20 protein-coding genes are annotated in these 23,498 nt (G+C 59.4%); 12 read left to right on the plus strand and 8 right to left on the minus strand.

What is annotated here, in order from left to right; genetic code table 11:
• The first annotated feature begins 156 nt into the window (after positions 1 to 156).
• The 6 genes from gap to AACY44_RS08330 all read left to right on the plus strand — a co-directional run bounded on the left by gap (position 157) and on the right by AACY44_RS08330 (position 6,816).
• Positions 157 to 1,158 carry a type I glyceraldehyde-3-phosphate dehydrogenase gene (gap, locus tag AACY44_RS08305; RefSeq protein ID WP_049711713.1) on the plus strand — a complete coding sequence of 334 codons (1,002 nt, stop codon included), beginning with the start codon at positions 157 to 159 and terminating at the stop codon, positions 1,156 to 1,158.
• 121 nt (positions 1,159 to 1,279) lie between these two features.
• Positions 1,280 to 1,798, plus strand: a complete 519-nt coding sequence (locus AACY44_RS08310) for an RNA polymerase sigma factor (protein ID WP_339417256.1) — start codon at positions 1,280 to 1,282, stop codon at positions 1,796 to 1,798.
• Between the two features lie 74 nt (positions 1,799 to 1,872).
• Positions 1,873 to 2,841 (plus strand): FecR family protein, encoded by a 969-nt coding sequence (locus tag AACY44_RS08315; protein WP_339530034.1) that lies wholly within the window; start codon positions 1,873 to 1,875, stop codon positions 2,839 to 2,841.
• A 115-nt stretch (positions 2,842 to 2,956) separates the two neighbouring features.
• A complete protein-coding gene (locus AACY44_RS08320; RefSeq protein WP_339417260.1) occupies positions 2,957 to 5,521 on the plus strand; it encodes a TonB-dependent receptor in 2,565 nt (854 codons plus the stop codon).
• A gap of 134 nt (positions 5,522 to 5,655) precedes the next feature.
• Positions 5,656 to 6,264, plus strand: a complete 609-nt coding sequence (locus tag AACY44_RS08325; RefSeq protein ID WP_339436017.1) for a biliverdin-producing heme oxygenase — start codon at positions 5,656 to 5,658, stop codon at positions 6,262 to 6,264.
• 150 nt (positions 6,265 to 6,414) lie between these two features.
• A complete protein-coding gene (locus AACY44_RS08330; RefSeq protein ID WP_339417263.1) occupies positions 6,415 to 6,816 on the plus strand; it encodes a YbaN family protein in 402 nt (133 codons plus the stop codon).
• 219 nt (positions 6,817 to 7,035) lie between these two features.
• On the opposite strand, the gene AACY44_RS08335 is transcribed toward AACY44_RS08330, so the two are convergent.
• A complete protein-coding gene (locus AACY44_RS08335; protein ID WP_339417265.1) occupies positions 7,036 to 7,599 on the minus strand; it encodes an NAD(P)H nitroreductase in 564 nt (187 codons plus the stop codon).
• A 140-nt stretch (positions 7,600 to 7,739) separates the two neighbouring features.
• Between AACY44_RS08335 and AACY44_RS08340 the strand changes: the two genes are divergently transcribed.
• From AACY44_RS08340 to AACY44_RS08365, 6 genes are all read left to right on the plus strand, one after another.
• The gene (locus AACY44_RS08340; protein ID WP_339438117.1) at positions 7,740 to 9,167 is read left to right on the plus strand and encodes a di-heme oxidoreductase family protein; all 1,428 of its coding nucleotides are present in this window, start codon (positions 7,740 to 7,742) and stop codon (positions 9,165 to 9,167) included.
• Between the two features lie 31 nt (positions 9,168 to 9,198).
• Positions 9,199 to 10,263, plus strand: a complete 1,065-nt coding sequence (locus AACY44_RS08345; RefSeq protein WP_339530035.1) for an imelysin family protein — start codon at positions 9,199 to 9,201, stop codon at positions 10,261 to 10,263.
• Between the two features lie 2 nt (positions 10,264 to 10,265).
• Complete coding sequence (locus tag AACY44_RS08350; protein ID WP_339417333.1) at positions 10,266 to 11,363, plus strand: DUF1513 domain-containing protein; 1,098 nt, start codon at positions 10,266 to 10,268, stop codon at positions 11,361 to 11,363.
• Positions 11,364 to 11,479: 116 nt separating this feature from the next.
• A complete protein-coding gene (locus AACY44_RS08355) occupies positions 11,480 to 12,610 on the plus strand; it encodes an efflux RND transporter periplasmic adaptor subunit (RefSeq protein WP_339438119.1) in 1,131 nt (376 codons plus the stop codon).
• Between the two features lie 3 nt (positions 12,611 to 12,613).
• Positions 12,614 to 15,643 (plus strand): multidrug efflux RND transporter permease subunit, encoded by a 3,030-nt coding sequence (locus AACY44_RS08360; RefSeq protein ID WP_339417271.1) that lies wholly within the window; start codon positions 12,614 to 12,616, stop codon positions 15,641 to 15,643.
• A 124-nt stretch (positions 15,644 to 15,767) separates the two neighbouring features.
• Positions 15,768 to 17,204 (plus strand): hypothetical protein, encoded by a 1,437-nt coding sequence (locus AACY44_RS08365; protein WP_339530038.1) that lies wholly within the window; start codon positions 15,768 to 15,770, stop codon positions 17,202 to 17,204.
• Positions 17,205 to 17,278: 74 nt separating this feature from the next.
• Here AACY44_RS08365 and AACY44_RS08370 read toward each other — a convergent pair whose 3' ends face one another.
• The 7 genes from AACY44_RS08370 to AACY44_RS08400 all read right to left on the minus strand — a co-directional run bounded on the left by AACY44_RS08370 (position 17,279) and on the right by AACY44_RS08400 (position 23,364).
• Positions 17,279 to 17,506, minus strand: coding sequence for a hypothetical protein (locus tag AACY44_RS08370; RefSeq protein WP_339417275.1), 228 nt, complete (start codon positions 17,504 to 17,506; stop codon positions 17,279 to 17,281).
• Positions 17,503 to 18,222, minus strand: a complete 720-nt coding sequence (locus tag AACY44_RS08375) for a lipopolysaccharide kinase InaA family protein (protein WP_339417277.1) — start codon at positions 18,220 to 18,222, stop codon at positions 17,503 to 17,505. Before AACY44_RS08375 ends, AACY44_RS08370 begins: the two co-directional genes overlap by 4 nt.
• A 4-nt stretch (positions 18,223 to 18,226) precedes the next feature.
• On the minus strand, positions 18,227 to 18,907 hold the full coding sequence (locus tag AACY44_RS08380) for a class I SAM-dependent methyltransferase (protein WP_339427479.1): 681 nt from the start codon (positions 18,905 to 18,907) through the stop codon (positions 18,227 to 18,229).
• Positions 18,908 to 19,101: 194 nt separating this feature from the next.
• The gene (locus AACY44_RS08385; RefSeq protein WP_339417279.1) at positions 19,102 to 20,376 is read right to left on the minus strand and encodes a sensor histidine kinase; all 1,275 of its coding nucleotides are present in this window, start codon (positions 20,374 to 20,376) and stop codon (positions 19,102 to 19,104) included.
• Entirely contained in the window at positions 20,366 to 21,049 is a 684-nt protein-coding gene (gene colR / locus AACY44_RS08390; protein ID WP_049711697.1) for a two-component system response regulator ColR, read from the minus strand. The genes AACY44_RS08385 and colR overlap by 11 nt, the downstream gene beginning before the upstream one ends.
• 321 nt (positions 21,050 to 21,370) lie before the next feature.
• On the minus strand, positions 21,371 to 23,017 hold the full coding sequence (groL, locus tag AACY44_RS08395) for a chaperonin GroEL (protein WP_339417281.1): 1,647 nt from the start codon (positions 23,015 to 23,017) through the stop codon (positions 21,371 to 21,373).
• A gap of 50 nt (positions 23,018 to 23,067) precedes the next feature.
• The gene (locus AACY44_RS08400; RefSeq protein ID WP_003175874.1) at positions 23,068 to 23,364 is read right to left on the minus strand and encodes a co-chaperone GroES; all 297 of its coding nucleotides are present in this window, start codon (positions 23,362 to 23,364) and stop codon (positions 23,068 to 23,070) included.
• Positions 23,365 to 23,498 lie beyond the last annotated feature (134 nt).

The raw sequence follows: 23,498 nt of genomic DNA on the forward strand, positions 1-23,498 counted from the left end.
CATGGGATGGCAGGTAGGCATTTGGATCATCGGACCAGTTGATTCAGGTCACTCGTTGTAGATTGAACAAAATATTGCCACTAAAAAGGCTTGTTTTCTATTTTTATGCGAATAATCTTGTAATTCTTACAACAAATCGACGACAGGCACTCTCCAATGACTCTTCGTATCGCAATCAATGGTTTTGGCCGTATCGGCCGTAATGTCCTGCGCGCACTGTATACCCAAGGCTACCGCCAGGATTTGCAGATCGTCGCCATCAACGATCTGGGCGACAGTTCGATCAACGCCCACCTGCTCAAATACGACACCGTGCATGGCACTTTCGAAGCAGAGGTCGCACACGATCAGGAAAGCCTGACCGTCAATGGTGACCGGATTGCCGTCAGTGCCATTCGCAACCCGGCCGACCTGCCATGGGCTGCACACAAGATCGACGTGGTGTTCGAATGCACCGGTCTATTCACTGACCGTGACAAGGCTGCCGCCCATATTACCGCTGGCGCGCGCAAGGTGATCATCTCTGCACCGGCCAAGGGCGCGGACGCCACCGTGGTCTACGGCGTGAACCATGACATTTTGCGTCAATCCCACCAGATCATCTCCAACGCCTCGTGCACCACCAACTGCCTGGCGCCTGTGGCCCAAGTACTGCACCGCGAGCTGGGTATCGAAAGCGGCCTGATGACCACGATTCACGCCTACACCAACGACCAGAACCTCACCGACGTCTACCACACCGACCCGTACCGCGCGCGGTCGGCCACTCAGAACATGATCCCGAGCAAGACCGGCGCGGCTGAAGCGGTCGGCCTGGTGCTGCCGGAACTGGCGGGCAAACTGACCGGCATGGCCGTGCGGGTGCCGGTGATCAACGTGTCGCTGGTGGACCTCACCGTACAGCTGAAGAAAGAAGCCACTGCCGAACAGGTCAACGCGCTGCTCAAAGAAGCCAGCCAGCACTCGAAGATCCTCGGCTACAACACCCTGCCGCTGGTTTCCAGTGACTTCAACCACAACCCGCTGTCGTCGATCTTCGATGCCAATCACACCAAGGTCAGTGGCAAGTTGCTGAAAGTGCTGGCGTGGTACGACAACGAGTGGGGCTTCTCCAACCGTATGCTGGATAACTGCCTGGCGCTGTGCAACGCCGAGTAATCCAGTGGGAGCGGGCTTGCTCGCTCCCACAACTTTCCTGTGCCAAACCGCTCAAAGTGCCCCTTGCCATTTAAGTTGATGATAAGCATTATCATTAACTGAATATCGGTCTGGTATCACTGTGAGCCAATCTCGCTTCAACCAAGTCTTTCTCACCCAACGGGTGATTCTGCTTCGCACCTTGCAGCGGATGGTGAATAACCACAGCACCGCCGAGGACCTGTTGCAGGAAACCTACCTGCGCGTCACCCGGGCCCTGAGCGAGCGGCCGATCGATCACCTTGAACCTTTTGTCTATCAGACGGCGCGCAACCTGGCGCTGGATCACCTGCGCGCGCGTCGGATCCAGGCACGCACGTTGCAGGAAGATGTCCCGCTGGACGTTCTGCAAAGCGTCGCCGCCCCTATCAGTACACCCGAGGACGCCACCCAGGCCGAGCAAATGCTTGAGGCCCTGAGCGTCAGCCTGGGCCAGTTGAGCGCCCGTCAGCAGCAGATTTTCATCCTCAGCCGCCTGCATGGTTGCAGCTACCAGCAGATTGCTGATCAGTTGCACGTGTCCTTGAGCACCGTGCAAAAGGAACTGAAATTGATCATGGCCATCTGTGTAGGTGTGGCTGAACGGCTGGATCGGCCTTAAGCTTCACCCGACAGAAGCGTCGGCACAGGCTGTGCGAAAGTTGAATAGAACGTGGCGAAGACCCGAGGAACACCGTGACGGACCCGAATAAACTGCGGCCACATGAGCTGGCTCATGAGGTGTTGCAAGACACGGCTATGGACCAAGCCCTCGACTGGCTGATCGCCTTGCAGTGCCCGCAGCCCGGGCAGCAGGCCGAATTTGAAGCCTGGCTGACGCGTGACCCGGCTCACGTCCGCGCCTTCGGTAAGGCCCAGGCAGCCTGGGGTGGCGCGCCGGTACACAGCGCCGCCGTTGCCCTGGCCGTGCCACGCAAGCCCAGCGCCTGGCGCCGGGTCAAACCGCATTGGAAACCGTTGGCCACCGCCGCCGTGCTGTTGATCGGCCTGTTCAGCTTCAGCGACCTGCCGGTACGTCTGCAAGCTGACCACCTCACCGTGGTGGGCGAACGCCAGCGCCTGCAATTGGACGACGGTTCGAAGGTGTTGCTCAACACCAACTCGGCGTTTTCCAGCAGCATCCAGGGCCACCAGCGCATCGCCCGCCTGTATCAGGGCGAGGCGTTTTTCGACGTCGTGCCCAGTCATGGCCTGCCCCTGGAAATCGACGCCGGCCCCGTACGTGCCAGCGTACGCGACACCACTTTCGCCGTGCGCTACCTCAACGGTGAAGCCCAAGTGCAAGTGCAGCGCGGCGATGTCGACCTGAGCAATACCTTCGACGATGCCCGCGTGCGCCTGAGCGCCGGTGAAAGTATCCGCATCGGGCCCAACGGCTTCGGCCAGCCTGCCAAGCTGGACGCCAACAAAGACCTGGCCTGGGTACAAGGCCGGCTGATCTTCGAAAACTGTCCGATGAGCGAAGTGCTCGCCGAACTGCGCCGCTATTACCCCGGCTGGATCGTCAACACCAACGACCGGCTCGCCAGCGTCGCCGTCACCGGCAATTACCGCCTCGACCAGCCCCTGGACGTCGTGCGTTCACTGGCTCACATCACCTCGGCCAAGCTGTCGGAATACCCGGCGCTGGTGATCTTGAACTAAATGAGAATTATTTTTACTCGATAGCTGTCGGTGGTACGTCTCGTCTTAGCCAATGCAACTGATTCCTATTTGTCTCAGTTCGCAACTATAAGATTCGTATCCCGGAGCGCTCTCGATGTCCTCTTGTTTCAACCGCCGGTCCTCCTCGCCCGTCCTGTCCTTGCTGACAGCGGCTATCCTACTGGCCGCTGCGCCAGTGATGACGGCCGCTGCTGCCGAACCTGCGCCGCGCAGCCATGGCAACTACACCTTCAGCATCGAGCAGCAGCCGCTGGTCTCGGCACTCAACGCCTTTACCGCCGTAACCGGTTGGCAAGTCGGCCTGCCAGCGGAACTCGGCCAGGGCGTATCGTCCCCTGGCGCACGCGGCCCGTTGTCGCCGGAAAAAGCCCTGGATCGGCTGTTGGTGGGGACCAACTTGAGCTACCGCAAACTGGGCAACAACAACATCGTCCTGGAAAAGCGCGCAGCGGGGAGCACCCTCAACCTGCAGCAGGTGACTATCAGCGCCACCCGTAACGAGCAGGATGTAAATAGCGTGCCGAGCAGCGTCAGCGTGTATGAACGTGAGGAGCTGGACCGCCAGAACGTGAACACCCTTCGCGAGCTGGTGCGTTACGAGCCCAACGTCTCAGTGGGCGGCGCCGGCGGCCGGGCGAGCAACTCGGGCTACAACATTCGTGGCATTGACGGCGACCGCATCCTCACACAGGTGGATGGCGTGGAAGTGCCGGACAATTTCTTCAACGGCCCTTACGCCAAGACCCGCCGCAATTACGTGGACCCGGAAATCGTCAAGCGCGTGGAAATCCTGCGCGGCCCGGCCTCGGCCCTGTATGGCAGCAGCGCCATTGGTGGCGCCGTCAGCTATTTCACCCTCGACCCGGATGACATCATCAAGCCCGGCCAGGACGTCGGCGCCCGCCTGAAGACCGGCTACAGCTCCGCCGACGAGAGCTGGTTGACCTCCGCCACCGTCGCCGGGCGCGTACAGGACTTCGACGGCTTGCTGCACCTGAGCCAGCGTAATGGTCACGAAATGGAATCCTACGACGGCAACAACGCCACGGGCCTGGCGCGTACCGGTGCCAACCCCGAGGATGCGCGCACCACTAACGTGCTGGCCAAGCTGGGTTGGAATTATGGCGATGACAACCGACTGGACCTGACTTACGAGAAGTTCAAGGACGATCGCGACGTCAACCTCAAGAATGCCGTGGGCGGCCCGTTCACAGGCGGGCGCGGCTTCAACTTCTACCGGGCGCGGTCGGGCAACGACACCATCACCCGTGAACGTTTCGGTATCGAAAACCGCTTCGCCCTCGAATCGCCGATTGCCGATCACATCAAGACCAGCCTCAACTACCAGATCGCCAAGACCGACCAGACCACCGCCGAGATCTACCAGCCATCACGGCGTGTATTGCGCACCCGCGAAACCCTTTATGAAGAAAAACAGTGGGTGTTCGACGCACAGCTGGATAAGACCTTCAGCCTGGGTGAAACCGATCACCAACTCACCTATGGCACCACCCTCAAACAACAGAAAGTCACCGGCTCCCGCGAAGGCGCCGCCACCTGCCTGGCGGTCGGCAGCGGTTGCACGGCCATCGGCGCACCCAGCCCGATGGCCAGCGACAGCGTGAAAAAAGCCAGCGACTTCCCGGACCCGACTATCAACACTTACTCGCTGTTCGCGCAGGACCAGATCACTTGGGACAAGTGGACCTTCCTGCCCGCGGTGCGCTATGACTACACCCAACTCAAGCCCAAGTTAACTGAAGCGTTCCTCAACACCGTCGACCCGACGCGGATCTACGCCCACAGTGACAAGGAAAAAACCTGGCACCGTGTGACGCCCAAATTCGGCCTGACCTACGCGCTGACCGATCACTACACCTGGTTTGGTCAATACGCTGAAGGCTTCCGCACACCGTCTGCCAAAGCCTTGTACGGCCGCTTCGAAAACCTGCAGCAGGGCTACACCGTCGAGCCCAACCCGGACCTCAAGCCGGAAAGCAGCAAGGGCGTGGAAACCGGGATTCGTGGCAACTTCGATTCCGGTTCGTTTGATATCGCCGTGTTCTACAACAAATACCGCGATTTTATCGACGAGGACGCCTCCGTCGCCGGCAGCACCTCACAGCAATTCGAAGCCAACAACATCAAGCACGCCACCATCAAGGGGATCGAAGCCAAAGGGCGCCTGAACCTTGACGCGTTTGGCGCACCGCAAGGCATGTACACCCAGGGTTCGGTTGGCTACACCTATGGCCGCAACGACGATAATGGCGAGGCGCTCAACAGCGTCAACCCGCTCAAGGGCGTATTCGGCCTAGGCTACGACCAGGACAACTACGGTGGCCTGCTGAGCTGGACCCTGGTGAAAAAACAGAATCGCGTCGACAGCACCACCTTCCATGCGCCTGACGGCAGCACCACTGGCCCCTTCAAGACCCCAGGCTTCGGCATTGTCGACCTGACCGCCTTCTATAAGGTCACCCACGACGTGACCCTCAACGGTGGTCTTTACAACCTGACCGACAAGAAGTACTGGAACTGGGATGACGTGCGCAGCTACGACGGCGTCGGCGAGGCCGGTGTGACCTCGCCCGCCAACCTCGACCGCCTGACCCAGCCGGGTCGCAACGTTGCGATCAACGTGGTCTGGGACATCTGACCCGCACCACTCACCTCGTCGAAATTTCATCGCCGGGGTGAGGATTTTTTACTGTGCCGCGTCTTCTTGTTCGTCTAGTTGATAACCGCTCTCTTTAAGAGCAATAAGGCGCTCCCCTTCTCAAGGACTTATTCATGACCGCTTCTCCTACCGCAGAACGTCCAAGCCTGCGCTCCCAGCGCCTGAACCAGATCACGAACGAGCCGCACACCAAGCTCGACGCATTGGTCAAAGCCCACGCGCCGTTCGAGACCCAGGCCAACTTCGCGCGTTTCGTGGTGGCGCAGTATCTGTTCCAGTCGGAATTGGTGGCCCTTTACAACGATGCCGAACTGATCAAGATCGTGCCGGACCTGGCGGAGCGCTGCCGTGCCGACGCCGCCAAGCAGGACCTGGCCGACCTGGACACCGAAGTGCCTGCGCCGGTGGCTGGCGCCGTGAAGAACCCGAGCAAGGCCGAAGCCCTCGGCTGGCTGTTCGTTTCCGAGGGCTCCAAGCTGGGCGCTGCGTTCCTGATCAAGCGCGCCGTGGGCCTGGGCCTGAGCGAAACCTTCGGTGCCCGCCACTTGGGTGAACCGGCCGGCGGTCGTGCCGAAGGCTGGAAGCGCTTCACCCGCACCCTCGACGCCTTGGAGTTCAGCGCCGAAGAGGAAGCCGCAGTGGAAAAAGGCGCGGTCGACGCGTTTGTACGCTTCACCATCTTGCTGGAACAGGCGTACGCTAGCGCCCCTGAACTGGCCTGATTCCTGGATTGAGGGAGCGGGCTTACTCGCGAATACGGTGTATCAGCCACGTATCAGGTGACTGTCACTCTGCTTTCGCGAGCAAGCCCGCTCCCACATTTTGGCCCAGTTCAAATCTGATTTTTTTGCTGCCCTCACTTGCACGAATCCATGACCCGCAAACCCCAATCCACCTCGAAAATCGCGCAGATCCTCTTTGGCCTGCTGGCCTACGTCAGCCTGGGCATCGGATTGGTGGCGATCGTCATCCCGGGTTTGCCCACCACCGAGTTCATCCTGTTGGCCGCCTGGGCCGCCACCAAAAGTTCACCGCGCCTTAGCGCCTGGCTGGAAAACCACCGGCTGTTCGGGCCGATCCTGTCCAACTGGCGCAACGGCAAGATCATCACGCGGCGGGCCAAGGTCAGCGCCACCGTGAGCATGCTGCTCTGCGCGATTCTGATGCTGGCGATACTCGACCACGGCTGGCCGATCTACCTGGCGATTGCCGGCATGAGCCTGGGCAACCTGTGGATCTGGTCACGCCCGGAACGGCTTACCCCCCCCACATAACGCTGCCTGTAGGCATTCACCTAGCGCGCATGAATTGATTTATGACGCCGATGTTTCGAACATAGCGCTGAGTGGCGCCCCTGCATTCGAGCCAAATTCAAAGACGCCCTCTGTGGGAGCGGGCTTGCCTGCGATGGCGGTGCATCAGCAACACATCATTGACTGACCCACCGCCATCGCAGGCAAGCCAGCTCCCACATAAAGCAGATTCGCAGCGACTTAACGACCGGGCCAGGCTTGAACAAACGCCGCCACATCCTCTTTCGGCGCAGTACGCGGCGGATTTTGCGGCGTACCCAGATACAGGAAACCAATCACTTCCTCATCCGCCGTCAGCCCCAGGCCTTTAGCAACGTGCGCCGAGTAGGACAATTCGCCAGTGCGCCACACCGCACCAATTCCCTGGGCGTAGGCCGCCAACAGGATCCCATGGGCAGCGCAGGCCGCAGCCAGCAGTTGCTCGGACTTCGGCACCTTGAAATGTTCCTGCAAGTGGGCAATCACCACCACCACCAACGGCGCACGCAGCGGGCCATTCTGGGCTTTGTCGATGGCGGCTTGCGGCGCTTCAGCGTCTTGCAGGCGCGCCGCCTCAGCCAGCAACGTGCCCATTTGCTCGCGGGCGGCGCCTTCCACCGTCAGGAAACGCCAAGGGCGCAACTGCCCGTGGTCGGGCGCCCGCATGGCGGCGGCGAACAGCACGTCGCGCTGCTCCTGGGTCGGGGCCGGTTCCAGCAAGCGCGGCACGGAAACACGGTTGAGCAAAGCGTCGAGAGCCTGCATTGGCCACCTCCAGAGAAAAATGTGCGGTCATTCTAGCGGGAATGAATCGGGATGCCACTAAACGATAATTGCTCTTATTCATTGCGCCCTGCCCTGTTAGACTTTGCGCCCATAATTTGCGCATTCGCTTAGGGCTTTCGATGTTCCGTCCGTTTTTTCGCCTGTCCGCAGTACTGCTGTCCTTGAGCCTGACGGCCTGCGATGACGCACCCAGGTTCACCAAGGCCGAGCCCGGTGAATCACGGGCGGGCGGCGCAGCGACGGTGAACAAGCGCGACCAGAACGCGTTTTCCCTGCCTTCGGCCAACTTGTCAGCCACACGGCGCCTGGATTTCAGCGTGGGCAACAGCTTCTTTCGCAGCCCATGGGTGATCGCGCCGTCCACCACCACGGCGCGTGATGGCCTGGGCCCGTTGTTCAATACGAATGCCTGCCAGAACTGCCATATAAAAGACGGCCGTGGGCACCCACCGTTGCCCGACGCACCGAATGCGGTGTCGATGCTGGTGCGCCTGTCCATTCCAAGTAGCCCTGCGTATGCCAAGCTGATCGAACAGATCGGCGTAGTGCCCGAACCGGTCTACGGCGGGCAACTGCAAGACATGGCCGTGCCCGGCGTTGCGCCCGAAGGCAAGGTGCGGGTCGACTACACGCCGGTCAACGTTACCTTCAAGGACGGCACGGTAGTCGAACTACGCAAGCCGGCCCTGCAATTCACCCAGCTTGGCTACGGCCCGATGCATCCGGATACACGCTTCTCCGCGCGCATCGCCCCGCCGATGATCGGCCTGGGCCTGCTGGAAGCCATCAGCGACGCCGATATCCTGCGCAACACTGACCCCAAGACCGCCGACAAAGAAGCCATCGTCGGCCGCGCCAATTGGGTCTGGGACGACGCCCAGCAAAAAACCGTGCTGGGGCGTTTCGGCTGGAAAGCCGGGCAACCCAACCTCAATCAACAAAATGTTCACGCGTTTTCTGGTGATATGGGCCTCACCACGTCCCTGAGACCGTTCGATGACTGCACCGATACTCAAGTCGCCTGCAAGCAGGCGCCTAACGGCAATGGCCCCGACGGCGAGCCTGAAGTCAGCGACAACATTCTGCGCCTGGTGCTGTTCTACACGCGCAACCTGGCGGTGCCAGTGCGCCGCGACGTCAACTCGCCGCAAGTGCTGGCCGGTAAAAACCTGTTCTATCAAGCGGGCTGCCAGGGTTGCCACACACCCGCGTTCACCACGGCCGCCTCTGCCTCCGAACCTGAACTGGCCAGCCAAGTGATCCGCCCCTACAGCGACCTGCTGTTACACGATATGGGCGACGGATTGACCGACAACCGTAGCGAATTCAAGGCCGGTGGCCGCGACTGGCGCACGCCGCCGCTGTGGGGCATTGGCCTGACGCAGACCGTGAGTGGCCACACCCAGTTCTTGCATGACGGCCGCGCGCGCAACCTGCTCGAAGCCGTGCTGTGGCACGGCGGCGAAGCACAAGCGGCGCAGCAGCATGTGTTGTCTTTCAATGCCGAGCAGCGCGCTGCGTTGCTGGCGTTCCTGAATTCTTTATAAGCTTTGCCCCAATTACAGAAGGGAGCTCGACATGTTCCGTCCCAAGTTGTTGTTCACCAGCCTTGCCGCACTCGCCATCGGCGCTTGCTCACCGCAAGACCCGCAAGCAGTGACCTCGGCGGCTATCGCCAAGCAAGTGATTTTGCCGACGTACAGCCGTTGGGTTGAAGCCGACCGCCAACTGGCCGTCAGCGCCCTGGCTTACTGCCAAGGCAAGGAAAGCCTGGACACCGCCCGCGCCGACTTCCTGCATGCGCAAAAGGCCTGGGCCGAGTTGCAACCGCTGCTGATCGGCCCGCTGGCCGAGGGCAACCGTGCTTGGCAGGTGCAGTTCTGGCCGGACAAGAAAAACCTGGTCGGCCGCCAAGTCGAACAACTGGTCGCCAGCCAGCCACAGATCGACGTCGCGGCCCTGGCCAAGTCCAGCGTGGTCGTGCAAGGCCTGTCGGCCTACGAATACATCCTCTACGACGCCAAGACCGACATCGCCGACGACGCTCAGAAAGCCCGTTACTGCCCGCTGCTGGTGGCTATCGGCGACCGTCAGAAGGCCCTGGCCGAAGAAATCCTGGCCAGCTGGAACAGCACCGACGGCATGCTTGCGCAGATGACCAAGTTTCCTAACCAGCGCTACGCGGACTCCCACGAAGCCATCGCTGACCTGCTGCGCGTCCAGGTGACCGCACTGGACACCCTGAAGAAAAAACTCGGCACGCCGATGGGTCGCCAGACCAAGGGTATCCCGCAGCCATTCCAGGCCGATGCGTGGCGCAGCCAGTCGTCCCTGCAAAGCCTCGAGGCCAGCCTCGCGGCGGCCCAGACTGTGTGGGTCGGCGTCGACAACAAAGGCCTACGCGGCCTGTTGCCTGCCGAGCAGAAGCCGTTGGCCGACAAGATCGATGCCGCCTATGCCGCGTCGCTGAAGCTGTTCGACAGCAACCAGCGTACCTTCAACGAACTGCTGGCCGACGACGCCGGACGCCAGCAGCTCAACGACATTTATGACAGCCTCAACGTTGTCCACCGCCTGCACGAAGGCGAGCTGGCCAAAGCGCTGGGCATCCAACTGGGCTTCAATGCCAACGACGGTGACTGATGATGCTCAGGCGACAGGCTTTGGCGGTTGGCAGCATGCTGCTCAGTGCGCTCACCTTGGGTGGCTGGACGCTGTTCAAAAGCAAAGACAAAAGCCCGCTGCTGCTCTCGGCGCGCGATGATGCGGACGGCAAGCACTACGCTGTGGGCTATCGCCTGGACGGCAAGCAAGTGTTTGCCACCCAGGTCGGCCAGCGCTGTCACGACATCATCAACCACCCGACGCTGCCCATTGCGCTGTTTGTTGCCCGTCGCCCAGGCACTGAGAGTTATCTGATCGACCTGCGCAGTGGTGCGCTGCTGCAAACCATCACCTCCCATGCCAATCGCCACTTCTATGGCCATGCGGTCATTCACAAAAGCGGCGACTGGCTGTACGCCACCGAAAACGACACGTCCGACCCCGGCCGTGGCCTGCTCGGTGTGTACAGGTTCGAAGGCGAGCGGCTGGTGCACAGTGGCGAGATTTCCACCCATGGGATCGGCCCACATCAGGTGTCGTGGATGCCCGACGGCGAAACCCTGGTGGTGGCCAACGGCGGCATTCGCACCGAAGCCGAAAGCCGCGTGGAGATGAACCTCAACGCCATGGAACCGAGTCTCGTGCTGATGCACCGCGACGGTACGCTGATCAGTAAGGAAACCCTCGGCCAGCAGATGAACAGCGTGCGCCATATGGGGATCGCCAGCGATGGCACCATCCTTACCGGGCAGCAGTTCATGGGGCCGTCCCAGGAGCGTTCCGAATTGTTGGCGATCAAGCGACCGGGCCAGCCTTTCGTCGCGTTCCCGGTGGCCGATGAGCAGTTGCAGTCGATGGGGCACTACACCGCCAGCGTCGCGGTGCACAGCGAATTGCGCCTGGTGGCGTTGACCGCCCCACGGGGCAACCGCTTCTTTATCTGGGACATGGACAGTGGCGAGCTGCGCCTGGATGGACCATTACCCGACTGTGCCGGTGTCGGTGCCGTCGAGGATGGTTTTGTCGTGACCTCGGGCCAAGGCCGTTGCCGGTTCTACGATTGCCGTCAGAAACAGTTGGCAGCAAAACCGTTGGAATTGCCGGCAGGGCTCTGGGATAACCATCTGCATCTGATCTGACGCTCCCCTCTGAACAGGGCCAGTCCTGGCCCTGTTCCCGGTGATAAACACCGTCTGGAATACCCACTACACTTCTACAAAAAATCGCCTGCCAATGTTTTCCAGGGAATCGGAATATGCTGCGCCGTCGCATGCTGATCATGTTGGGTATCGTCCTGTCAATCGTCCTGCTGCTGGGGGGCTACAAAGCCTTTTCCATCTACCAGCAGATCCAGGTCTTTTCCAAGCCAAAACCGGCGGTCAGCGTGGCGGTCGCGACGGTGGTCGAACAATCCTGGCAACAGCGCCTTCCATCCGTCGGCTCACTCAAAGCCTTACAAGGTGTGAACCTGAGCCTGGAGGTGGCTGGCACGGTCAAGGACGTGCAGTTCGAGTCCGGGCAGAAGGTCAAGGCCGGACAACCGCTGGTGCAACTCGACAGCGCAGTGGAAAGGGCCCTGCTGGAAACCGCCCAGGCGGACCTCGGGCTGGCCCAGCTGGATTACGGTCGCGGCAGCCAACTGGTGGGCAGCCAGGCCATCTCCAAAGGCGAGTTCGACCGCCTCTTCGCGCAACGGCAAAAGAACAAGGCCACAGTCAATCAATTCAAGGCTTCACTGGCGAAAAAACACATTGTCGCGCCCTTCAGCGGCACCATCGGCATTCGCCAGGTGGATGTGGGTGACTACCTGGCCAGTGGCACGGTGATCGCTACCTTGCAAGACATCAGCAGCCTCTACGTCGACTTCTATATCCCCGAACATGCCGTGCCCAAGGTCGCCCTCGGGCAAGCCGTGCAGGTGCAAGTGTCGGCTTACCCGGGCCAGCAATTCTCCGGCAAGGTCAGTGCAATCAACCCCAAGGTCGAGAACAGCACGCGCAACGTGTTGGTGCGCGCCACCTTGGCCAATCCTGACGGCAAGCTGCTGCCCGGCATGTTCACCCGCCTGGACGTGATGCTGCCCAATCCCGCCCTGCAAATCGTGGTACCGGAAGGCGCGATCACCTACACCCTCTACGGCAACTCGGTGTACGCCGTGGCCGAGAAAAAAACCGAGCGTGGTGAGGTCGAAAAAGACACCAATGGCAAGCCGCTGCTGATCGCCGAACGGCGGTTCGTCGAGACCGGTGAGCGGCGCGGCGGCCTGGTGCTGGTGAGCAAAGGCCTGAAAGCCGGTGAGCAGGTGGTCAGCGCCGGCCAGTTAAAACTGGACAACGGCACGCCCATCGCCATCAGCCCGGACAAAAACCTGCCGGCAGGGCACTAAGCCATGAAGTTCACAGACGCCTTTATCCGTCGTCCGGTGCTGGCCATGGTGGTCAGCCTGCTGATTGTGCTGCTGGGTTTGCAGGCCTACAGCAAGCTGCCGCTGCGCCAGTACCCGCGTATGGAAAACGCCCTGATCACGGTGACCACCGCCTACCCCGGTGCGAACGCCGAGACCATCCAGGGCTATATCACCCAACCGCTGCAGCAAAGCCTGGCCAGCGCCGAAGGCATCGACTACATGACCTCGGTGAGTCGCCAGAACTTTTCTGTTATCTCGATCTACGCGCGCATCGGCTCCAACAGCGACCGCCTGTTCACCGAATTGCTGGCCAAGGCCAACGAGGTGAAGAATAAACTGCCGCAAGACGCCGAAGACCCAGTGTTAAGCAAAGAGGCCGCTGACGCCTCGGCACTGATGTACATCAGCTTCTCCAGCCAGCAACTGAGCAACCCGCAGATCACCGATTACCTGTCACGGGTGATCCAGCCCAAGCTCGCCACCCTGCCGGGCATGGCCGAGGCGGAGATTCTGGGCAACCAGGTGTTCGCCATGCGCATCTGGCTCGACCCGGTGAAACTGGCAGGCTTTGGCCTAAGCGCCAGCGACATCACCGACGCCGTGCGCCGCTACAACTTCCTGTCCGCCGCCGGCGAGGTGAAGGGCGAGTTCGTGGTCACCAGCATCAACGCCAACACCGACCTCAAGTCCGCCGACGCCTTTGGTGCGATCACCGTCAAAACCGACGGCGACAGCCGCGTCCTGTTGCGCGACGTGGCCCGGGTGGAAATGGGCGCGGAGAACTACAACGCCATCAGCTCGTTTGGCGGAACGCCGTCGGTGTACATCGGCATCAAGGCCACGCCCAGCGCCAACCCGCTGGATGTGATCAAGGAAGTGCGCAAGATCATGCCGGAGTTGGAATCGCAGCTCCCACCCAACCTCAAGGCGGAAATTGCCTACGACGCCACGCTGTTTATCCAGGCGTCCATCAACGAGGTGGTCAAGACCCTGTTTGAAGCCATATTGATCGTGATCGTCGTGGTATTCCTGTTTCTGGGCGCCCTGCGTTCAGTGGTGATCCCGGTGATCACCATCCCGTTGTCGATGATCGGTGTGCTGTTTTTCATGCAATTGATGGGCTACTCGATCAACCTGCTAACCCTGTTGGCCATGGTGTTGGCCATCGGCCTGGTGGTGGACGATGCCATCGTGGTGGTAGAAAACATTCACCGGCATATCGAGGACGGCAAGACACCGCTGGATGCGGCACTGGAAGGCGCGCGGGAGATTGCCCTGCCGGTGGTGTCGATGACCGTCACCCTGGCGGCGGTGTATGCGCCCATTGGTTTTCTCGAAGGGCTCACCGGCGCACTGTTCAAGGAGTTCGCCCTGACCCTGGCGGGAGCGGTGATCATCTCCGGCATTGTTGCCCTGACCTTGTCGCCGATGATGTGCGCGCTGCTGTTGCGCCATGATGAAAACCCTTCGGGCCTGGCCCATCGCCTCGACCGGATTTTCGACAGCCTCAAGCGCCGCTACCAGAGCATGCTGCATGGCACCCTGAACACACGGCCGGTGGTGATCGTGTTTGCGTTGATCGTACTGTGCCTGATCCCGGTGTTCCTCAAGTTTACCCAGTCGCAACTGGCTCCCGACGAAGACCAGGGCATCATTTTCATGATAGCCAGCGCACCGCAGCCGACCAACCTGGAATACCTCAACACCTACACCGACGAATTCATCAAGATCTTCAAGGCGTTCCCGGAGTACTACTCGTCGTTCCAGATCAACGGCTTCAACGGTGTGCAATCGGGCATCGGTGGCTTCCTGCTCAAACCGTGGAACGAGCGCGACCGCACCCAGATGCAGATACTTCCCGAGGTGCAAAGCCGTCTGGAGCAGATTCCGGGCCTGCAAGTATTCGGCTTCAACCTGCCCTCCCTGCCGGGCACGGGCGAAGGATTGCCGTTTGGGTTTGTGATCAACACGGCCAACGATTATGCCTCGTTGCTCGAAGTGGCCAACCGCGTGAAGAAACGCGCGATGGAATCCGGCAAGTTTGCCTTCGTCGATATCGACTTGGCATTCGACAAACCCGAAGTGGTGGTGGATATCGACCGCGCCAAGGCGGCGCAGATGGGCGTGTCGATGCAAGACCTCGGCGGCACCCTGGCGACGCTATTGGCCGAAGCGGAAATCAACCGATTCACCCTTGATGGACGCAGCTACAAAGTGATCGCGCAAGTAGAACGCGCCTACCGCGACAACCCCGGCTGGCTGAACAACTACTACGTAAAGAATAACCAGGGCGAACTGCTGCCGTTGTCGACCCTGATCACCCTCACCGACCGTGCTCGTCCTCGGCAGTTGAACCAGTTCCAACAACTCAACTCGGCACTGATCTCGGGGTTTCCCATCGTGAGCATGGGCGAGGCCATTGACACCGTGCGCCAGATCGCCGTTGAAGAAACCCCACCCGGCTATGCGTTCGACTACAGCGGCGCATCGCGGCAATTCATCCAGGAAGGCACGGCGCTGTGGGTCACGTTTGGCCTCGCCTTGGCAATCATCTTCCTGGTGCTGGCGGCGCAATTCGAGAGCTTTCGTGATCCTCTGGTGATCCTGGTGACAGTGCCGTTGTCGATCTGCGGAGCGCTGATTCCGCTATTCCTGGGCTGGTCGAGCATGAACATCTACACCCAGGTCGGCCTGGTGACGCTGATCGGTTTGATCAGCAAACACGGCATCCTGATCGTGGAATTTGCCAACCAACTGCGCAAAGACAAGGGCCTGACACCACGCCAGGCAGTGGAAGAAGCGGCGGCGATTCGCTTGCGACCGGTATTGATGACCACCGCGGCAATGGTATTCGGCATGGTGCCGTTGATTTTCGCGACAGGGGCAGGCGCGGTGAGCCGGTTTGATATCGGAATGGTGATTGCGACAGGAATGTCCATTGGCACTTTGTTTACGCTGTTTGTATTGCCCTGTGTCTATACGTTGCTTGCCAAACAGGATCGAACGATCTAAACGACGGCTAAGCCCTGCAACGCCTAAAGAATGCCGCTAACTCGACTTTTTACAGACTTCGGAACCAAGGTCCTATCGACCGCCACTACAGGCGCACGATCTAACCTCCAGGTAAAAAGAAGAAATGGAACTCAAACCATCAAACTATGCCGTCCCCCTGAACACTTGCGTAAAAAGCCAGACGCCATCAACCAGCCAGACAAGCGGTGTCTTGGCCACTGAAAAAGACAACGCCGCCCCCCCGTCCCACGCCACTGGCAGGCCGTACGGCGATAATCGAAGCGCTGAGGACATTCTCCAGGCCAATCCCTCATTGGATATCTTCGACAAGATCGACTACCCGAAAGGTTACAAAGAACGACTCTACAAGCAGGTGGGTGATTGGACGTCGAACAACCCCGATCCCAAGTCGAGGGCCGAGGCTGCGTACAAAGCTGCCCGAGTGTTCAATTACATCGAATCCGGGAAAGACAGCAGAACGGCCAATAGCAGACCCAACAGTGAGGCGACTGATGGCCTTCGGTACGCTGGTTATCCACCCCGTGAAGGCAGTAATGCGGAACTAATGGAGAACTTCCTGCAAAACGGCTACTCGGCATTGATAGATCCAGAGGCAGAATCACAAAAGGCGGAAAACACAGCCATAGAAGCCGAAAAAGCCAGGATAAAAGACCAGCAGAACGCCTCGAAAACGGACACCACCAAGAGCGATCAAACCTCAAGGACTGAAAACAATATTGACTACGCCCCTAACGGCGCCACCGGAAGACCAAAAGGGGACCGTCGCACAGCAGAACAGATCATCAAGGACAATCCCATCTTGAACAACTTGCCCTCGTCTATTACGAAAGAATCGCTGTTCAAGCATCTGGGTGACTGGACCGGCAGCAATCCGGATCCGGAAAAACGTGCAGATGCAGTCTTTAATGCTGCACGTCTGTTCAATTACATCGATGGCCTCGACGTAAAGGAGTCCGCTAGAAAACCGAGCAAGCAAGGTGACGGCGAGATCACGGGTGAACATCAGGGCCCACTCCCACCGCCCTTCGATGAAGTCACGATTGTGAAAGGCTCTGAGGCCGACCTCGTGAAAAAATTCAGCGAGGAAGGTTACGCAGCCTTGGGCAATCACGGCACTCCGCTTGCCTCAGACAATGAAAAACGCCCTCAGAAAATCCCCCCGTCCCCTTCCGGGCGGCCTGAAGGTGATAAGCGCACAGCTGATCAAATCCTCAACGCTAATCCAATCATTGGCAGGCTGGAAGAGTCCTTGGCTGAAATTCAAGGTGGTGCCAGGATTCTGGAGAAACTGAAGGCACTGACAGGCGACTGGAGCGAGAACAACACAAATGCCGAGTCGCGTGCCAACGCAGCGTACAACATCGCTAAAGTTGCAAACTACCTCGACGCAAACCCCACCTTTTATAGGCTTGACGAGGGGTTTGACGACATCGGTCCTGGCCATCTGACGGGCTTCACAAGTGATGGCGCTAACCCAGACACTGAGGCAAGCGCGCTTATCAACTTTAGCAATAGCGGCTACAACGCGTTAGCGGGTTAAACAGGTAGACAACGACCTACTTTGCAAAAAAAGACCTCGCACTGCGAGATCTTTTAATGTTGGTTTGAATCGTTTCAACTCTGTGGCCTCATCCCTTGAGACATGCCGAACATAAAGAGCAGTAACTCATGATCAGGCTTGACCGCTGTGCTCGCCTTGGCCACGCGCGGCAACAGGCATTGCCCGCCACTCTGCGTTGCGCTGAGCACCTGTGTGCGAGGCTGCTCCCACGCCGCCAGCGCCAAGGCTGCAACGCCCAGCGCCCCGACCAAAAACAAACCTCGTGCTATTTCTAGCTTCATCTGGTTAAACCCTTGATAGCGCTGCCAAACGCCGTCTCGTAAAAGTAGCTGAGTTTTTTCCAATCGGTATCGTTCCACGACGAATGGCGGCGCAATTGCAGCATGTCATGGGAGGCCGCCCGATAAGCGGTCAAGCGCTGGCGGCATTTCTCGAAATCCAGCAGCGCCACTTCGACATTGGCCGAATCACCTTCGCCTGTCACCCGCACAAAAATATGCTTGATGTACAGACAGCCATGCTGCCAACGCCCCTTGTGCATGCGCGCCAGGGTGCCGGCCAATTCCTTGAGCACGCGTTCATGCACCTGCTCGCCGTATTGCTCGCGGCCACCGGCGGCGTACCAGTTTTCAATTTCGTCAAAGCCATCAAGGGCTGCGGTCACCAGCAGTGCCTGCCAACGGTGCTCGGGGTCGCGGCGTGCCTCGCAAAAGACCATTTCCGGAACGCGTACGTCCAACAGGCGCAGGCCTTTGATGGCATCGCGTTCACGCAGCACGGTGGGACGGCCGAAGGGGTGCAGCCAACTGCGGTAAATATGCCCGGTCTGGCGCTTGCAGTAGAGCAAACGTCCATTGGGACTTATCACGCGCTGCACGCCACTTTCACCGCCGCGCCGGCGGTTGGGCTCCTCGACCCACTCACCCTGCTGGCGCCAGAAATAATCGAATCGCTCTTCGGGCGCTACGTGACTGCCTGCTACGCACTCAACTGCCATCCTGTTACCTCTTGCGTAATACGTACACCCGCCACATGGCGTAGAGCGGTATGAAGTCCAGGGATTCCTGAACACGAAAGCCGGCTTCCTCGAATTCCGCTTCGACAGTAGCAGCCGGTAACACAAATCTGTTTTGGTAACCTTCCTGCTCACCGTTTTTGCGACGCTGCCCTTCGAGACGCTTGCGTTTCCAGGCTTTGAAGTTGCCATCGACCCACAGCGAAATGATCACGCTGTCACGGGTAACGCGCTGAAACTCCCGCAATACCGCCGCCCGATGCGCCGGATCACCAATGTGGTGCAACAGGCGCATACAAAAAATGCTATCCACAGCGTTATCCGGCAGATCGATATCAAACGCAGATGTCTGCAAGGGCCGTACCCGTTTCACCACATCGGCGGGTTGAGCAGCTGTCGCCACCGTCAACATCGAGGCAGAGTTGTCAGCGCCGATGATCACACGGTTGGGTTTTTCGGCCAGCAGCGGCCAGAAGCGCCCTGCACCGCAGGGCAAGTCCAGCACCAAACCAGGCTCACCGGCCATCGCCAACGCGCCACGGGCCAATTGCTCGTCGCGTTTATGGGACAGCCGGCGTGCCAGATTGTCCTGATGCTTGAGCAAATAGTCGTGGGCGTGCTCGTCGTCGTACTTTTTCGAAAATTCGAGCTTTATCGGGGTAGACATCTACGGATCTCCAGTTGCTGATGCCTACAACCTTAAGCAGCAGTCTGTGATCAACAGGTCAACCCGTTGTGAAAAACTTGTCCTGCCCGATCTCATACATTTCAAGACTTTACAGACACAAGCAATAGCATGGGGCCATGTTCGCCGAATTACGGGGAACTCTGGCAGGATAGCGGCAGGAGGTGGAGCCAGGCTTAGACCTGACTCAGTTGCACATGAAAACGGCAGCCATTCGGCTCCATGGTGCTGAGCCTCACGCTCCAGCCCTGGTTCTCACAGATACGCTGGACCAGTGACAAACCAAGGCCCAGGCCGTCACCGCGTTTTTCGCTGCCGCGCACGAAAGGCTCGAACATCGCTTCGCGCTTGTCTTCGGGAATCCCCACGCCGGAGTCTTCCACCACAAAGCCACTCGGCTCGAGGGTCAAGCGGATAAAGCCCTGCTCGGTGTAGTGCAAGGCATTGCGCAACAGATTGCCCATCACCGCTTGCAGAAAGGTGGCGTTGTAGCGGGTGTCCAGCGGGTTACCCGGCTGGTAGATCAGCTCCAGGCCCTTGCGCTCAATGGGCTCGCGCCAGATGCCGAGCAGATCATCGGCCACCTGCTCCAGGCTGACCTGCGGTGACATGCTGCCATCGTCATGCTGGGCACGGGCCAGCATGAGAAAGGTCTGCACCAGCTCACGCATTTCTTCGCAAGCACGGGCGATCCGCTCGACCTGGTTACGCCCTCGCTGATCGATGGCCGGGTTTTCCAGCAACAGTTCGCAAGAACTCGCCAATACCATCAAGGGGGTGCGCAATTCGTGGCTCACGTCACTGGTAAACAACTGCTCACGAGACAGCGCCTGGCGCAACCGCCCCAGCGTGGCATCGAAGGCCACGGCCAGCTCACCCACTTCATCCGCCGCGTAATCCGGCGCCAGCGGTGGTGCCAGGCCCAGCAATTGGTCACGGTGACGCACCTGGCGGGCCAGGCGTACGACCGGCGCCATCACTTTGCGGGCGAGCACCCAGCCGAGGAATACCGCCAGTGCCAGGCTGAGTACAAAACCCACCAGCACCACGGCAAACAGCACGCGCTCGCGCTCTTCAAAATCGCTTTGATCTTGCAGCAGCACATAGCGCCGGCCGTCGACCACTTCCACCATGGCGTGGTAAGACAGCGACTCTCGGAACACTTCGTGGAAACCGGGTTCGAGGTGACGCAGATCCTTGGGCAATTCAAAATCGCCGGGGCCACCGCTGAAGTAAAACAGCTGGTCCGGCTCGGGCCGGTGGCGCCAGTCCTCGACGGTGTCCATCAGCAACAGGCGCTGCAGGTCACCGCCCAGGCCCGCCGAGATCAGTTTTTCTTCCACCAGGTGCACGGTGGCGACGATGCCCATGGCGAAGGCGCCCGCCACCAATGCACTCATCAACGCAAAGGCGATGATGATGCGTTGGGCAAGGCTTTGCTTAAACTCCATCACGCCCCTCGGCCAAGCGATAACCGACGCCGTGCACCGTTTGCAGCAATGGCTTGGCGAACGGTTTATCGATCACTTGGCGCAATTGGTGGACGTGGCTGCGCAGACTGTCGCTGTCCGGGCAGTCATCGCCCCACAGGGCTTCTTCGAGAATTTCGCGGCGTAGCACGTGCGGGCTCTTCTGCATCAGCACCGCCAGCAGCTTCAGGCCGACCGGGTTGAGCTTGAGCAGACGACCTTCGCGAGTGACTTCCAGGGTGTCGAGGTCGTAGCTCAGGTCAGCCACCTGCAGTGTGCGGCGACCGCCACCCTGTGCACGGCGCAGCACGGCTTCGATCCGCGCCGCCAATTCCGACAAGGCAAAAGGTTTGAGCAGGTAATCGTCGGCACCAGACTTGAAGCCTTGCAGCCGGTCATCCAGTTGATCGCGGGCGGTGAGCATGATCACCGGCGTGTCACGGCGCGCGTCTTCGCGCAGGCGCTTGCACAGGGTGTAGCCATCGATGCCGGGCAGCATGATATCGAGCACGATCAAATCGTAATGTTCAGTGGCAGCCAGGTGCAGGCCCGACAAACCGTCCTGCGCACAGTCCACGGTATAACCCTTTAACCCCAGGTAATCCGCCAGGTTGGCGAGGATATCGCGGTTGTCTTCAACCAATAAAATTCGCATGGGAGTGTCTCCGTACGCGGTAGCGGCCGTGTTGGCTCGCGCAGCTTAAGGCCAAGTGTGGCACAGGGATAGGCCTTGAGGGCACGCTGATAAAGGTTTTCAACCAACATTCATATTGAACGAGATTTTCACTATGGCTTCACACAATGGAGACAGTGCCAGGGCGAAAATTTGCGGTTAATTCAACGCCTCATCGGTTCGCAGGGCACTATCGCAAGCACGCCAGCGCCCACAGTTGGCTGCATTTCAAATTCAAACAATAAAAAAGCCCCGCCTGCATCACTGCAGGCGGGGCTTTTTCAGTACGGGGGTAAGGCTGGCTTACATCATGCCGCCCATGCCACCCATGCCGCCCATGTCTGGCATACCGCCACCGCCAGCGCCTTCAGCCTTAGGCTTGTCAGCAATGGCAGCTTCGGTGGTCAGGATCAGGCCACCGATGGAGGCTGCAGCTTGCAATGCCGAACGAGTCACCTTGGTAGGGTCCAGGATGCCCATTTCGATCATGTCGCCGTAGACGCCAGTCGCAGCGTTGTAACCGTAGTTACCTTTGCCGTTCTTGACTTCGTTGACCACAACGCTTGGCTCGTCGCCGGAGTTGGCAGCGATCTGGCGCAGTGGTGCTTCAACAGCACGACGCAGTACAGCGATACCGACGTTCTGGTCAGCGTTGTCGCCGGTCAGGTTAGTCAGGGCTTCCAGCGCACGGATCAGCGCAACGCCACCGCCAGGTACCACGCCTTCTTCGACGGCTGCGCGGGTTGCGTGCAGGGCGTCTTCAACGCGGGCTTTCTTCTCTTTCATTTCAACTTCGGAACCCGCGCCAACCTTGATCACGGCAACGCCGCCGGACAGCTTGGCCAGACGTTCTTGCAGTTTTTCACGGTCGTAGTCGGACGAAGTCTCGGCAACCTGGGCGCGGATCTGAGTGATGCGCGATTGGATGTCGCCTTCAACGCCAGCACCGTCAACGATGATGGTGTTTTCTTTGGAGATGGTCACGCGCTTGGCACTGCCCAGGTTTTCCAGGGTGGCGCTTTCCAGGCTCAGGCCGATCTCTTCGGAGATGACGGTACCGCCGGTCAGAACGGCGATGTCCTGCAGCATTGCCTTGCGACGGTCGCCGAAGCCTGGAGCCTTGACGGCTGCGACTTTAACGATGCCACGCATGTTGTTCACTACCAGCGTCGCCAGGGCTTCGCCTTCAACGTCTTCGGAAACGATCAGCAGTGGGCGGCCGGCTTTGGCAACGGCTTCCAGTACTGGCAGCATTTCGCGGATGTTAGAAATCTTTTTGTCGACCAGCAGGATCAGCGGGCTGTCCAGCTCGGCAACCATGGTTTCAGGCTTGTTGACGAAGTACGGGGACAGGTAGCCACGGTCGAACTGCATACCTTCTACAACCGACAGTTCGTTTTCCAGGCCAGAGCCTTCTTCAACGGTGATCACGCCTTCTTTGCCGACTTTTTCCATGGCTTCGGCAATGATGTCGCCGATGGAGCTGTCGGAGTTGGCGGAGATGGTACCTACCTGGGCAATAGCCTTGGTGTCAGCGCATGGCTTGGACAGGTTTTTCAGCTCAGCAACGATGGCGATGGTCGCCTTGTCGATGCCGCGCTTGAGGTCCATCGGGTTCATGCCGGCAGCGACGGCTTTGTAGCCTTCGTTGACAATTGCCTGAGCCAGAACGGTAGCGGTGGTGGTGCCGTCGCCTGCGTCATCGTTGGCACGGGAGGCAACGTCTTTGACCAGCTGCGCGCCCATGTTTTCGAAACGGTCTTCGAGTTCGATTTCTTTTGCTACCGAAACGCCGTCCTTGGTGATGGTCGGAGCGCCGAAGCTCTTCTCGATGATCACGTTACGGCCTTTAGGGCCCAAGGTCGCTTTTACTGCGTCAGCCAGGATGTTGACACCGGTGAGCATTTTTTTGCGGGCGGAATCGCCGAATTTAACTTCTTTAGCAGCCATGATCGATATTCCTTAAATACTTTGGAGTAACGGGAAAATGAGCGGGGAAATCAGTCTTCCAGAACAGCGAGAATCTCGTTCTCAGCCATAACCAGCAGGTCTTCGCCGTCGACTTTCACAGTGTTGCTGCCGGAGTAAGGACCAAATACAACCTTGTCACCGACTTTAACGGCCAGCGCACGCACGTCACCGTTTTCCAGGGTTTTGCCTGGGCCTGCAGCGACGATCACACCGTGGTTGGCTTTTTCAGCAGCCGAACCTGGCAGAACGATACCGCCAGCGGTTTTCTTTTCTTCTTCGCTGCGACGGATTACGACGCGGTCGTGCAGAGGACGAAGCTTGCTCATTGTCGATCTCTCCTAATTGTGTTTTTCATCGGCCGGTATCAGTACCGGCAGGTTGTATTCCGGCAGTGCCGGTCGCGCCTCGCCAAGCAAGACGCAGAAGTCTGTCTGGTGTCACCACCAGAAACCTTGCGGTG

It is taken from the genome of Pseudomonas sp. RA_15y_Pfl1_P11 (assembly GCF_963970975.1).
Lineage (GTDB): Bacteria > Pseudomonadota > Gammaproteobacteria > Pseudomonadales > Pseudomonadaceae > Aquipseudomonas > Aquipseudomonas tritici.

What these genes read in the sequence shown, in the direction of transcription:
- gap (WP_049711713.1), top strand. Translation starts at nt 157, where the DNA reads ATGACTCTTCGTATCGCAATCAATGGTTTTGGCCGTATCGGCCGTAAT.
- AACY44_RS08320 (WP_339417260.1), top strand. Translation starts at nt 2,957, where the DNA reads ATGTCCTCTTGTTTCAACCGCCGGTCCTCCTCGCCCGTCCTGTCCTTG.
- AACY44_RS08325 (WP_339436017.1), top strand. Translation starts at nt 5,656, where the DNA reads ATGACCGCTTCTCCTACCGCAGAACGTCCAAGCCTGCGCTCCCAGCGC.
- AACY44_RS08330 (WP_339417263.1), top strand. Translation starts at nt 6,415, where the DNA reads ATGACCCGCAAACCCCAATCCACCTCGAAAATCGCGCAGATCCTCTTT.
- AACY44_RS08335 (WP_339417265.1), bottom strand. Translation starts at nt 7,599, where the DNA reads ATGCAGGCTCTCGACGCTTTGCTCAACCGTGTTTCCGTGCCGCGCTTG.
- AACY44_RS08340 (WP_339438117.1), top strand. Translation starts at nt 7,740, where the DNA reads ATGTTCCGTCCGTTTTTTCGCCTGTCCGCAGTACTGCTGTCCTTGAGC.
- AACY44_RS08345 (WP_339530035.1), top strand. Translation starts at nt 9,199, where the DNA reads ATGTTCCGTCCCAAGTTGTTGTTCACCAGCCTTGCCGCACTCGCCATC.
- AACY44_RS08350 (WP_339417333.1), top strand. Translation starts at nt 10,266, where the DNA reads ATGCTCAGGCGACAGGCTTTGGCGGTTGGCAGCATGCTGCTCAGTGCG.
- AACY44_RS08355 (WP_339438119.1), top strand. Translation starts at nt 11,480, where the DNA reads ATGCTGCGCCGTCGCATGCTGATCATGTTGGGTATCGTCCTGTCAATC.
- AACY44_RS08360 (WP_339417271.1), top strand. Translation starts at nt 12,614, where the DNA reads ATGAAGTTCACAGACGCCTTTATCCGTCGTCCGGTGCTGGCCATGGTG.
- AACY44_RS08365 (WP_339530038.1), top strand. Translation starts at nt 15,768, where the DNA reads ATGGAACTCAAACCATCAAACTATGCCGTCCCCCTGAACACTTGCGTA.
- AACY44_RS08370 (WP_339417275.1), bottom strand. Translation starts at nt 17,506, where the DNA reads ATGAAGCTAGAAATAGCACGAGGTTTGTTTTTGGTCGGGGCGCTGGGC.
- AACY44_RS08375 (WP_339417277.1), bottom strand. Translation starts at nt 18,222, where the DNA reads ATGGCAGTTGAGTGCGTAGCAGGCAGTCACGTAGCGCCCGAAGAGCGA.
- AACY44_RS08380 (WP_339427479.1), bottom strand. Translation starts at nt 18,907, where the DNA reads ATGTCTACCCCGATAAAGCTCGAATTTTCGAAAAAGTACGACGACGAG.
- AACY44_RS08385 (WP_339417279.1), bottom strand. Translation starts at nt 20,376, where the DNA reads ATGGAGTTTAAGCAAAGCCTTGCCCAACGCATCATCATCGCCTTTGCG.
- colR (WP_049711697.1), bottom strand. Translation starts at nt 21,049, where the DNA reads ATGCGAATTTTATTGGTTGAAGACAACCGCGATATCCTCGCCAACCTG.
- groL (WP_339417281.1), bottom strand. Translation starts at nt 23,017, where the DNA reads ATGGCTGCTAAAGAAGTTAAATTCGGCGATTCCGCCCGCAAAAAAATG.
- AACY44_RS08400 (WP_003175874.1), bottom strand. Translation starts at nt 23,364, where the DNA reads ATGAGCAAGCTTCGTCCTCTGCACGACCGCGTCGTAATCCGTCGCAGC.